The 12,551-nt window shown below is 44.3% G+C and carries 10 protein-coding genes; 7 read left to right on the forward strand and 3 right to left on the reverse strand.

Annotated elements, in window-relative coordinates; translation table 11 throughout:
• Window positions 1-84: 84 nt before the first annotated feature.
• Window positions 85-1,335: an efflux RND transporter periplasmic adaptor subunit gene (locus tag DVG78_RS14030; RefSeq protein WP_114461780.1), complete on the forward strand. Its 1,251-nt coding sequence runs from the start codon at window positions 85-87 to the stop codon at window positions 1,333-1,335.
• Window positions 1,336-1,392: 57 nt separating this feature from the next.
• Here the strand turns inward: DVG78_RS14030 and DVG78_RS14035 are convergent, their stop codons facing one another.
• Entirely contained in the window at window positions 1,393-1,833 is a 441-nt protein-coding gene (locus DVG78_RS14035; protein ID WP_229598225.1) for a four helix bundle protein, read from the reverse strand.
• A 9-nt stretch (window positions 1,834-1,842) separates the two neighbouring features.
• Between DVG78_RS14035 and DVG78_RS14040 the strand changes: the two genes are divergently transcribed.
• A complete protein-coding gene (locus DVG78_RS14040; protein ID WP_013927702.1) occupies window positions 1,843-2,520 on the forward strand; it encodes an ABC transporter ATP-binding protein in 678 nt (225 codons plus the stop codon).
• Between the two features lie 178 nt (window positions 2,521-2,698).
• On the opposite strand, the gene DVG78_RS14045 is transcribed toward DVG78_RS14040, so the two are convergent.
• Window positions 2,699-3,193 (reverse strand): Uma2 family endonuclease, encoded by a 495-nt coding sequence (locus DVG78_RS14045; protein WP_114461702.1) that lies wholly within the window; start codon window positions 3,191-3,193, stop codon window positions 2,699-2,701.
• Window positions 3,194-3,235: 42 nt separating this feature from the next.
• On the opposite strand from DVG78_RS14045, the gene DVG78_RS14050 reads away from it, so the two are divergent.
• A complete protein-coding gene (locus DVG78_RS14050; protein WP_114461703.1) occupies window positions 3,236-5,593 on the forward strand; it encodes an ABC transporter permease in 2,358 nt (785 codons plus the stop codon).
• Window positions 5,594-5,702: 109 nt separating this feature from the next.
• Complete coding sequence (locus tag DVG78_RS30235; RefSeq protein WP_199563251.1) at window positions 5,703-6,293, forward strand: hypothetical protein; 591 nt, start codon at window positions 5,703-5,705, stop codon at window positions 6,291-6,293.
• Window positions 6,294-6,390: 97 nt separating this feature from the next.
• Here DVG78_RS30235 and DVG78_RS14060 read toward each other — a convergent pair whose 3' ends face one another.
• Window positions 6,391-6,615 (reverse strand): PDDEXK family nuclease, encoded by a 225-nt coding sequence (locus tag DVG78_RS14060; RefSeq protein WP_199563252.1) that lies wholly within the window; start codon window positions 6,613-6,615, stop codon window positions 6,391-6,393.
• A gap of 149 nt (window positions 6,616-6,764) precedes the next feature.
• Between DVG78_RS14060 and DVG78_RS14065 the strand changes: the two genes are divergently transcribed.
• The 3 genes from DVG78_RS14065 to DVG78_RS14075 all read left to right on the forward strand — a co-directional run bounded on the left by DVG78_RS14065 (window position 6,765) and on the right by DVG78_RS14075 (window position 12,515).
• Window positions 6,765-7,109 carry a PadR family transcriptional regulator gene (locus DVG78_RS14065; protein WP_114461705.1) on the forward strand — a complete coding sequence of 115 codons (345 nt, stop codon included), beginning with the start codon at window positions 6,765-6,767 and terminating at the stop codon, window positions 7,107-7,109.
• Window positions 7,110-7,118: 9 nt separating this feature from the next.
• Window positions 7,119-9,794: an ABC transporter permease gene (locus tag DVG78_RS14070; protein WP_114461706.1), complete on the forward strand. Its 2,676-nt coding sequence runs from the start codon at window positions 7,119-7,121 to the stop codon at window positions 9,792-9,794.
• Window positions 9,795-9,857: 63 nt separating this feature from the next.
• Entirely contained in the window at window positions 9,858-12,515 is a 2,658-nt protein-coding gene (locus DVG78_RS14075; protein WP_229598226.1) for an ABC transporter permease, read from the forward strand.
• Window positions 12,516-12,551 lie beyond the last annotated feature (36 nt).

Here is a 12,551-nt window from a genome sequence, read left to right on the forward strand (position 1 = left end):
GAAAGTACTCATTCATCAATCAGCATAGTAACAATGGAAGTTAAGAATCCGATCATCGGCCAAAGCAACAACCCTCAGGGCACCATGGACCGCGTACGTAAAAAGAAATTTTGGAATACCCAGCGCATTGCCATTTTTGCAGGGAGCAGTGCTTTGATTGCCTTTATCGTGTATCAATTATTTTTCTCCGATAAACGCTCCAAACTCAATGTAGAAGCCGAAAAACTCACGGTATCCAGTGTTTCAACTGGCTCTTTTGATGAGTTTATTGTTGTGACTGGTGTAGTGCAACCCCTTAAAATCATTCGTTTGGACGCCATCGTGGGCGGGTATGTTCGGGAAAAAATCGTGGAAGGAGGCAGCATGGTGACCCAAGGCCAAGTGCTCTTGAAACTAGAAAACCAAAACCTCAAACTCAACTTCCTACAATCAGAAACAGAGGCCAGCCGATTGGTGAATGACCTCCAAAATACCCGTCAACAATTGAAAGTAGCGCGTTTTAATATCCGTCGGACGTTAAACGAACTGGAATTTAAAATTGACCAAGCCAAAGATATTTACGAACGTAATCAGAAATTATTCAAAGACAAGGTGATTCCTGAATCTGACTTTCTGCGTTCGAAACGTGATTACGAACTGTTGGTAAAACAAAAAGAAATCGAAACTGAATCGCAAATCTATCAGGAAGAAAACGCCAAAATGCAGATTGGCCAATTGGAAGGAACGCTTTTGCGGACCCAACGCAACGTAGACCTGTGGCGCCAAACCCTCGATAACCTCGTGGTAAAAGCACCTGTTGGTGGATTGCTTTCTTCAATAGATGTAGAAGTAGGTTCAAATATCAGCCAAGGCCAAAACATCGGGCAGATTGACGACCTCAACGGTTTCAAAATGCGCGTTGCGATTGATGAGCACTATGTATCGCGGATTTTTGTCGGGTTGGGGGGAAGTTTTGAATTTAATGGAAAAGACAATCCGCTGACCATTACGCGCATCTATCCCGAAGTAAAAAACGGACGTTTTGAAGTAGATATGAATTTTCCGAAAGGCACACCCGAAGGCATTAAACGCGGACAATCCACACCGATTCGTTTAGAATTAGGCAAAGCAGAAAAAGCAGTACTCTTGCCAGTAGGCGGGTTTTTCTCCGATACAGGCGGCAACTGGGTGTATGTGCTAGACAACAGCGGCAAACGCGCCATCAAGCGTAACATCACACTGGGGCGCAAAAACCCTGAATATTACGAAGTACTGGAAGGGCTGCAAACGGGCGAAAAAGTAATCACCAGCAGCTACGCAAACTTTGGCGATAAAGAAGTGCTTGAATTGAAATAACGGAAAACGGAGTTAAGTAAGAACGGAACACGAAAAGCAAGAACACAGAATTATCGGTTAAGAAAATTGGGTTTCTCTGACTTTAATCAAGTTCCTAAGCATAGACGATATGTGTCGGCTTTTGTCCAGCAAAACTTCCCCTAGTTCGTTATCAATGATACCAATGCCTATTGCTATATAGATTTGAGTTCTCAATTCACCGGCAGAACCTTTGGAAACCTTTAAAAAACGTATGAATTCTTTATTATATTCTCTTTCAAAGCCTTCTGCAATATTGGAGGGAATAGATACAGATGAACGTTGCATTTGGTCACGAAGTCCATAATCTTTACAGTCTGCAAGGGTCTTGTAAACATCTATTGCTAAAGCAAGTCCCATTTTCCAAACTGTTAAATCTTCAAATTTTTGAATAGCGGCCATTTTAATTAATTGATAATGTGAAAAAGTAACGCAAAATAGTGAAATCCGTGTTCCTTTTTCCGATTTTCCATTTTCCAAAATAACACAATGATAAAAACAGCTAACCTCCAGAAAATCTTCACCACCGAAGAAGTGGAAACAACAGCCTTGAACGGAATTGATTTGGAAGTAAAAGACGGCGAATTTGTCGCCATCATGGGCCCTTCTGGTTGCGGCAAATCTACATTGCTCAACATCCTGGGCCTCTTAGACAACCCCAGCGAAGGTAGCTATGACTTCCACGGTACCGAGGTAGCAAAACTGTCGGAGCGTCAACGGGCACAATTACGTAAAGGAAACATCGGATTTGTGTTCCAAAGCTTTAACCTCATCGACGAGCTGACCGTGTATGAAAACGTGGAGCTTCCCCTGCTTTACCTCAAAGTACCCGCCGACCAACGCAAAGAAATGGTTGAAACGGTATTGACCCGCATGAACATCATGCACCGTCGCAATCACTTTCCGCAACAACTCTCGGGGGGACAGCAGCAACGTACTGCCATTGCCCGCGCGGTGGTAGCCAAGCCCAAATTAATCCTTGCGGATGAGCCCACGGGAAACTTAGACTCCGCCAACGGCGAAGAAGTGATGAAGCTGCTCTCCCAACTCAACGACGAAGGCACGAGCATCATCATGGTGACTCACTCGCCGTATGACGCAGGTTTTGCCCACCGAATCGTCAATCTTTTTGATGGTAAAGTGGTGACCGAGAAAATGCGCGTATAAACACATATTCACCCATATAAGTAGTGCGTGAAGGCATAGGGCAATGGTCCTCTGCCTTTTCCGCTATGCTCAAAATCTATACAGCCATGGACATTTCGTGTTATTTTTCACAGTTGGCTTCTATGTCATACGGGATTTGAGAAATCCCGTCACAAGTTTGAGGTCGGAATACAATCTATTATTTAAACACCTCAGCCAGACTGATTTCTATGTTCAAATTAGTGTCTTTGAGCATTTCTATATTATGGAAAAACGTGTAATGAAAGGGATTGTCATACACTAAAATCGCCTGTAAATCGGGAACGACAATCCAGCATGATTTTACGCCAAAATAAAAATAGGGCTCTAATTTACTGACCATGTCTTTGGTGCTTTGTGAAGGCGATTGTATTTCGATGGTTAATAAAGGAGCATCGGTTCGTCGCGAAGGGTCATTTTTATAATCCAGCTCGCTCATTGGGTATAAAACCAAATCGGGTGTACTACCATCAGGTTTCGTATCTAAGGTAACTTCACTCGCAATACGATATTGGTTTGGGTATTTAAGTTTCAATTCAAATCCAATATTAAATTGAATAGCTCCATGAATTAAAGTAGGCATAGGTTTCTTACGTTCGATTTCGTATTGCGAAAGTTCTCTTGGCTGCAATACTGGTTCAGTCGCTAATCCCATAATGATTGTTTTTTTACCAAATATACAAAAAACCATACAGCTATGATACGTAATTACTTTAATATTGCGCTGAGAAACCTGCTTAAAAATAAGGTTTACAGTTTTATTAACATCACTGGACTAGCCCTCGGCATGGCCTGCAGCCTGATGATTATGCTGTGGGTACAGGACGAAACGGCCATGGACGCATTTCATGACAATAGCCCGCGTCTGTACCGCGTCATGGAAAATCAGTATTATTCGGGCAAAATTGAGACCTATCCTTCAACACCAGGGCTTCTGGCCGAAAACATCGTCAAAGACATTCCAGAAATCGAAAAAGCCAGCCAAATGCTGTGGGAAGAACAGCCGCTTTTTACCGTAGGCACTGCTTTCGACAAAGAAAAGGGCCGTTATGTGCAAGGGGATTTTCTGACGATGTTCAGTTTCAAACTGGAGCAGGGCGATGCCCGAACCGCCCTAAAACGCCCCGATGGAGTGGTTATATCCAAAAAACTCGCCCAAAAGTATTTTCCTAACCAAAATCCACTGGGCAAATCCATCCGCATTGATGGCAAAGAAGACGTGATGGTTACGGGAATTTTGAAAGACATTCCTAAAAACTCATCGCTGAAATTTGACTTTTTGATGAGCTTCGACCGCTGGCTCAAAAACAACTCATGGGCCAAAGAATGGGGCAATAACGGGCCGCGCTGTTACGTAATGTTGACCAAAAACGCATCTTTGGAAAAGGTAAACGCCAAAATCAAGGGCTACATCAAGACCAAAAACAAAGACAGCAACGTCGAAATATTCTTGCAATCGTATCAGGAATCTTACCTTTATTCCAATTGGGATTCGGGCAAACAGAACGGCGGACGGATTGATTATGTGCGTATTTTTTCCATCGTTGCCATCGTAATTTTATTGATTGCGTGCATCAATTTCATGAATCTGGCCACGGCTCGCTCCGTCAAACGCGCCAAAGAAGTGGGCGTTCGGAAAGTAATCGGCGCAGTCAAAGGCATTCTGATTGGGCAATTTATGGGCGAAGCCATACTGATTGCATTTTGTGCGCTTCTCTTTTCTATTCTGCTGGTCTTTTTGCTCTTACCTACCTTTAACCTTCTGACCGAAAAAGAGCTGTCGCTCAACTTCACAGACCCAAGTTTTCTATTGGTTTTGATTGGCCTAACCCTGCTGACAGGTGTTGTGGCGGGCAGCTATCCTGCTCTGTTCATGTCATCACTCAATCCTGTGGTGGTGCTGAAAGGCGCATTGAAGTTTAAGCCCAGTGCCACTTATTTTCGGCAGGGATTAGTCGTATTTCAGTTTGCATTGTCCATTACCCTCATTGTGGGTATGATCATTGTACACCAACAGATCAACTATCTCCAAACCAAAAATGCTGGCTACGACCGCGAGAATCTGCTCTATATGCCGTTGGAAGGTGATTTGCAGAAAAATTTCGCTTCGTTCAAACAGGAACTTCAACGTCAGCCCGGCATCAAATCCGTCACCTGCTCCCAATCAGACCCGCTGGAAGTAGGCTCTTCTACACAAGGCGTAAGGTGGCCAGGGAAAGACACAACCCAGTTATTGCTTTTTGCCAACAACGCTATCTCGTACGACTACATCAAAACAATGGGTATTCAACTGATTGGCGGGCGGGATTTCGGCGAGCAATACGGAACCGACACCACCAATTACATCATCAACGAAGCCAGCGCCAAGAAAATGGGCTACAAAGACCCTGTTGGCAAAGAAATGACCATGTGGGATCGCAAGGGAACCATCGTGGGACTGATGAAAGATTTTCATTACAACACGCTTCACTCAGCCATCGAGCCGTTGATTTTGCGCTTACAGCCCAAAACGGAGAATTGGGGCGTCGTCATCATCCGCGCCGAAGGCGGCAAAACCCCCGATGCTATTGCCAACACCGAAAAAGTGTTCAAGAAGTTTAACCCTAATTTTCCATTCAAATACTTTTTTGCAGACCAAGAATACGCCAATCAGTACAAAAGCGAAAATGTGGTCAATAAGCTATCCAATTATTTTGCGTTTTTGGCCATTTTTATTTCGTGTCTGGGACTATTTGGATTGGCATCGTTTACGGCGGAGCAACGCACCAAAGAAATAGGCGTACGTAAAGTGCTGGGCGCAAGTGTATCTAATCTGGTAGGAATGTTGTCGCTGGATTTTATCAAATTGGTGTTGCTTGCTACGCTCATTGCGTTTCCAGTGGCGTGGTATTTCCTCAAAAATTGGCTCGAAAAATACGCTTATCGTATCGACATTGAGTGGTGGTATTTTGCCATTGCGGCGCTTTCGGCGGTAGCGATTGCCCTGCTGACCGTCAGTTATCAAGCCGTTCGAGCGTCATTGATGAACCCGATAAAGTCCTTAAAAACAGAATAACGTTTAACCAATAGAACACTGATTCTTAAGCGTGTTATGATGAATCAAGTCATTTGATCAACGTTTTATATTTTACTGAATATCAATCGTTTAACAGACCATCCAAAGCATGAAAACTTTCACAATCCTCAGTTTAGCCTTCATTAGTTCATTGGCTGTGGCCCAATATCGCTCCATCAGCAGCAGTACCAACGACAACGGCAAAACCATGTCTATCCGCATTCACGGCACCATCGATGGACGGACGATTGATTTTGACCGTACCTACGATGTTGCTCATTTAAGTAAGAACGAGCGCACCGAACTTCGGGCTCATATCCTTGACTCACTTGGGCTTGATATGCCAACACCGCCAGTACCGCCGACACCTCCCGTGCCTCCTACCCCACCGGTACCGCCTACGCCTCCCGTGCCACCAGTCCCGCCCTTTGAACCTACCGGCTCGCAGCGGAGTTCAACCGAAAGCACGCACAGTAATACGCAAAAAACATCCTCTCTTGCGCCCAATCAGCTTTTTGACAAAGAAGTAAAATACAATGCCGAATCTGGGCAATTGTTTGTACACTACCGCTACATAAAAAACGGCGAAGAAGTACTGTACGAGCGTACGCTCAATGCTCCTGACACTTCTGCCACCGAGCGGCAAAAAATAGTGGATAAGATTGAAAAGGAGCTGGATTTGCCTGCGAAGAAAAAATAACCCTTAAAAATTACCTGTTGTTGACCATATCTTCAACGTAGGAGAAGTTTAACTTGTTTAGACGTACAAATGCCACCGATATATGACCTCCACGAGGTTACATATCGGTGGCATTTTCCTGCAATGTCCATAATAAATCTGACACGGTCTCTTCCCGTTTTGTCGATTTTAGTTCACATTCATAAATGGTAATGATACGCCAGCCCAAGGATAACAGTTTGGCTTTGTTTTCAATATCCCGCCGACGGTTGCCGCTGATCTTTTCCTGCAACCATTCCATTTCTACCAAAGATAGCATAGCAAAATATCGTTCCGGCAACATCTGTCCTGCCGTTTTTTTGTTCAGTTCCGGACAGGTCGTGTACGAATTCGGACAATTTTATTTAAGCAAACCCTCTCTCATTGCCCGCAAAGGCCTTTTTAGCGGTCCGGCAAAGGATTTGTTCTACAAACGTTAATAATATATACTTTATGAAACGAACGTATCTGGGCGAATTTGAAGAGATTGTTCTTCTGACCGTGGCTGTCCTCGGACAAGGCGCGTACGGCGTCGCCATTACCGATGAGCTCGACCGTCAGACGGGGCGGGCGGTGAGTATCAGTGCCGTACACGCGGCTTTGCATCGTCTGGAAGAAAAGGGAATGCTTTCCTCACACATGGGCGACGCCACCGCCGAGCGCGGCGGGCGACGCAAGCGTCTTTTCAGCGTAACGGCCCTTGGCAGCAGAACTTTACAGGAAGTACGAGAGCAACGCAACCGCCTCTGGGACTCCATTGCCCCTCAATCATTGCCAGCTTTCGGCATTGTGATGTAAAAAACGACTATGAAACCCAAAAAAGCCGCCCCTCCCCGATGGGCCGAACGCTTACTGACATTCTTCTGCGCGCCTCACCTACTGGAGGAAGTGCAGGGAGATCTGCATGAGCGGTTCGAGCGGCAGGTGTTGCTGTTTGGCGTAAAAATAGCCCGACGCCAATACGCGTTGAATGTCCTGAGTTTTATTCGCCCTTTTACCCTTAAACGTAAAAAACCTGAGTATCCAACAACCTTTTTATACAGCCCGACTATGCTACGCAATTATCTCAAAATCGCCTTTCGTAATCTTGTTCGTCACAAGATGTTCAGTTCGCTCAATATTCTTGGCCTAACAACCGGGACGGTGTGCTGTTTGTATATTTTGGTTTTTGTCAAAGACCAATTCGGCTACGACATTCATCACAAGGATGCCGAAAACATTTACCGCCTTCACACTCATATTGAGTTCAATAGCGGTGATCAGCCGGGCTTTAACAGTGGTACCAGTTCGCCTATCATTGCTCCAACCATGAAAAAGGACTTTCCGGAAGTAATGGAATACACCCGAGTGCTTAATTTTTTTACGACAAAAAATAACATTTTGGGGGTAGAAGGCAAAACCGCGACGTTCACTGAAGACAAAGGCTTTTTGGTGGATTCAACCTTTTTCAAAGTGTTCAACTATCGTTTCGTGGAAGGGTCGCCGGAGCATTCGTTGGATGCGCCTTACACTGTAGTGCTTTCAACAAGAGTGGCTAAAAAACTCTTCGGCAATGAAAAAGCCATTAACAAACGTATCAAAGTAGGCAATAATGTAAATACTACAACCTACACCGTTACAGGGGTTTATGATGAAAATTTCGGCAGATCGCACCTTCGCCCCAGTTTTTTGGTGAATCTGAACAGTGGAGGTTTTGGAGAATTTGCCCGAAACAACACCGAATGGGCAGGAAATAATTTTATTTATGGGTATGTAAAACTCAAACCCAATACAGACCCTCAAAGTGTGGAAGCAAAAATACCCTCCTTTTTGAAGCGATACGGCGAAAAAAGATTGGCAGAATTGGGAATGAACAAGCAGATCTTCCTACAGAAAATCACCGATATTCATTTACATTCAAAAGGCATTACGAATCAAGCAGATAAGGTTTCCGACATCTCATTTTTATACATTTTACTCACCATTGCGGCCTTTATACAACTGATAGCCTGCATTAATTTTGTCAATCTCACTACCGCCCGCTCAGTTCGGCGCGCTAAAGAAGTCGGTGTCAGAAAGGCAGTTGGAGCGTTTCGGTCGGTGTTGATCGGGCAGTTTTTGGGCGAATCAATGCTCATTGCTTTTATTTCCATCTTTCTGGCGTTGCCAATCGTCAGACTTCTTTTACCTTTTCTTAATTCCCTCACCGACAGCTCTTTAGAGCTTAACATTACTCAAAACCTTGACATACTTCTGATTACAGTTCTTGTGGCTTTATCGACTGGCTTATTAGCCGGCATTTATCCGGCCCTTTATTTATCAAGTTTCAAACCGGTAAGTGTGTTGAAGGGAACGTTTAAGTTCAATCCTGCCTCGGTGGTTCTTCGCAAAGGCTTGGTCGTTTTTCAGTTTTCGATTGCCATTGTGCTCATCATTGGAGTGTTGGTAATTTCGAAGCAGTTGAATTATATGCAAAACAAAGATTTAGGTTTTGACCAAAAGCAAAAAATCGTGGTGTCTCTTTCCAACGAAAACGCCAAAAGTAAATTTACTGCCTTGAAAAATGAATTGTTGACCCAAAATCAGATTAAAAATATAGGTGGAGCGAGGTATTATCCTTCTTCTCAGTTTTTTGAAGATATGCTGGTTTTTAAGGCAGGCGGAAGTATGGATAAAGGACAATTAATTAAGAATAATGTTGCAGACGAGGGCTTTTTCAAAACACTCGGAATTAAGCTGATTGCAGGAAGAAATTTCACGCCAGCCGATACCAACCAACAAGTGATTTTGAGCGAAAAAAGCGTAAAAGATTTAAAATTAAACGTCGAAACGGCGGTTGGAACCCAAGTTTTTACGGGTTCAGGAAATGATATCGCTACTTATACCATTATTGGTATTCATAAAGATTACATCAATAATTCGCTGAAAGATGAAATTACGCCCGTAATGACCCATTATAATTCACAGCCAGATTACATGATTCTTGAAGCACAAACCAATGATTATACAAGCTTGTTTGCCAATGCCGAAAAAATCTGGAAAAAGCTCGTTCCCGAAGTTCCCTTCCAATATTCATTTTTGGATGAGGATATTCAGAAACAATATGTAGAAGAAAAAACACTGCGAAAAATCATTAACTCCTTCACTTTCATCGCCATTTTGATCAGTTGTTTAGGGCTTTTTGGTTTGGCTATGTTTACCGCCGAACAACGCACCAAAGAAATCGGCGTCCGAAAAGTACTGGGAGCAAGTGTGGTGAGTATCACCGCTTTACTCTCCAAAGAGTTTTTGAAACCTGTTTTGATTGCTCTCGTCATTGCTTCGCCATTGTCTTATTACGCCATGAGCAAATGGTTGGAAGGCTTTGTGTATCGTACGGATGTTGGTTGGGAAAATTTTGTTTTTGCAGGTATAGCCATTTTCTCAATTTCTTTATTTACAGTTAGTTACCAAGCTATAAAGGCCGCTTTACTGAATCCAGTAACGACATTAAAAACAGAATAAATGGTAGGGGCGGGATTTACCTCCGCCCATTTCCACCAAGGCACTTGCTTACTTGGCATTATCATGAAACCTCACCTCAAACCTCCCCGATGGGCCGAACGCTTACTGACATTCTTCTGCGCGCCTCACCTACTGGAGGAAGTGCAGGGAGATCTGCATGAGCGGTTCGAGCGGCAGGTGTTGCTGTTTGGCGTAAAAATAGCCCGACGCCAATACGCGTGGAATGTCCTGAGTTTTATTCGCCCTTTTGCTTTGAAACGCAAACCCAACCCATATCCAACAACCTTTTTATACAGCCCGACTATGCTACGCAATTATCTCAAAATCGCCCTGCGCAACCTTGCCAAAAACACGGTCTACTCTTTTATTAATATCGGTGGCCTGGCCGTTGGGATGGCCGTGGCCATGCTCATCGGTTTATGGATTTACGATGAACTGTCGTACGACAAATATCACCAAAACTACGACCGCCTCGCCCAAGTGATGCAGCACCAAACCTTTAATGGACACAAAGGCACCGAAAGCTCTATTCCTATGCCTTTGGTGAACGAACTTCGCACCAAATACGGCAGCGATTTCAAGCATTTGGCGATGGCCACTTGGCAGGGCGCCCGTATTCTTTCCTATGAAGAAAAGAAAATTACCCGCTCCGGCAATTACATGGATGTGGATATGCCCAGAATGTTGTCGCTCAAGATGCTGAAAGGCAACTATGACGGTCTGAAAGAGCTCAATTCCGTTATACTTTCTGCCTCCACGGCCAAATCGCTTTTCGGTGCTACCGACCCGATGGGCAAAATCATGAAGCTTGAAAATAAAATGGACGTAAAAGTAACAGGCGTTTACGAAGATTTACCTTTCAATACCTCTTTCCGCGACCTCAAATTTATTGCTCCCTGGAAATTGTACGTTTCTTCTCAAAAATGGGTTCAAAGGGCGTTCGATGAAAATCAATGGGGCAACAATTCGTTTCAGTTGTTTGCTCAAATCGCCGATAATGCCGTGGTGCGGCAATCCGACATGACGAAATTGAGCGCCAAAATCAAAAATGTCAAATGGGACAAAGTGGATGCCGAAGAGAAAAAATTCAAAGCCGAGATTTTTCTTCATCCAATGAGCGATTGGCACCTGCGCTCTAACTGGGAAGAAGGCGTCAAAACGGGCGGTTTTATTCAATATGTTTGGCTTTTTGCCATTGTCGGAGGGTTTGTGTTGTTGTTGGCCTGTATCAATTTCATGAATTTAAGCACAGCCCGCAGCGAAAAACGCGCCAAAGAAGTAGGAATTCGCAAGGCCGTCGGCTCGATTCGCGCTCAGTTGATTAATCAGTTTTTCAGTGAATCCTATTTAGTGGTTGCCTTTGCCTACGTCGGAGCCATCCTCTTTATTTTAGTCCTGCTGCCTTGGTTCAATGAAGTCAGCGGCAAGAAAATGGTTTTCCCTTGGGCAGAGCCTACGTTCTGGCTCATCAGTCTGGGTTTTATTTTCATTACGGGTTTGTTAGCCGGAAGCTATCCGGCGTTGTATCTGTCTTCTTTTCAGCCCATTCGAGTCTTAAAAGGTACCTTCAAAGCCGGGCGTTTTGCGGCGGTTCCGCGTAAAGTGCTGGTCGTGATTCAATTTACCGTTTCGGTGACGTTGATTACGGGTACCATTATTGTATATCGCCAAATTCAGCACACCAAAAACCGTCCGATGGGTTATGATACCAACGGGTTGATTACGATGGAGATGATGTCACCTGAGTTTTACGGCAAATACGATGTGTTGAGAACAGAACTCAAAAACAAAGGTGCTATTGTCGAGATGGCCGAATCTTCCAGTCCGTTAACGGGTGTTCATTCTAACAACGGCGGTTTTAGCTGGCCGGGGAAGGACCCGAGCCTGCATGCCGATTTTGCCACCATCTGGGTAACACACGATTTTGGAAAAACGGTCGGTTGGCAATTCAAAGAAGGGCGCGATTTTTCAAGGCAATTTTCGACCGATACCACCGCCATCGTTATCAATGAAGCTGCCGTTAAATTTATGGGTATCAAGGATCCCGTCGGCAAAGTAGTGCAATGGGGAGACGACAAAGATGCTGAGTATTTTACCATTGTGGGTGTCATCAAAGACATGCTGATGGAATCTCCCTACGAGCCTGTCAAGCAGACAATCTACTTCATGGGCTACGAAAATGTGAACTGGATGACGCTCAAATTGAACCCCAATAAAAGTGCTTCCGAATCCATCGCCAAGATTGAAGCAACCTACAAAAAAATTATCCCGTCGGCTCCGTTCTCCTATAAATTTGTCAATGACGAGTTTGGCAAAAAGTTTGTCTCGGAAGAACGCATCGGCAAATTGGCCGGGGGTTTTGCCATTTTGGCTATTCTTATTTCCTGTCTGGGTTTGTTTGGACTGGCCTCGTTTACGGCCGAACAGCGTACCAAAGAGATCGGCGTCCGAAAAGTGTTGGGCGCTTCCGTATTCCATTTATGGGGTTTACTTTCCAAAGACTTTGTCGTTTTAGTCATTATTTCCTGCTTCATCGCCACGCCTATCGCTTACTATTATTTGAATGATTGGTTGCAGGATTATAAATACCATACCAACATTTCGTGGTGGGTTTTTGCCTTGGCCGGCGTAGGTGCATTAGCGATTACGTTGTTGACGGTCAGTTATCAATCCATTAAAGCCGCCCTGATGAATCCAGTAAAAAGTTTGAAAACAGAATAGTAGGCGGGGTTTACCTCCGCCCATTTCCATCAAGCC

Origin of the sequence: Runella aurantiaca, from assembly GCF_003339505.1 — a bacterium.
GTDB lineage: Bacteria > Bacteroidota > Bacteroidia > Cytophagales > Spirosomataceae > Runella > Runella aurantiaca.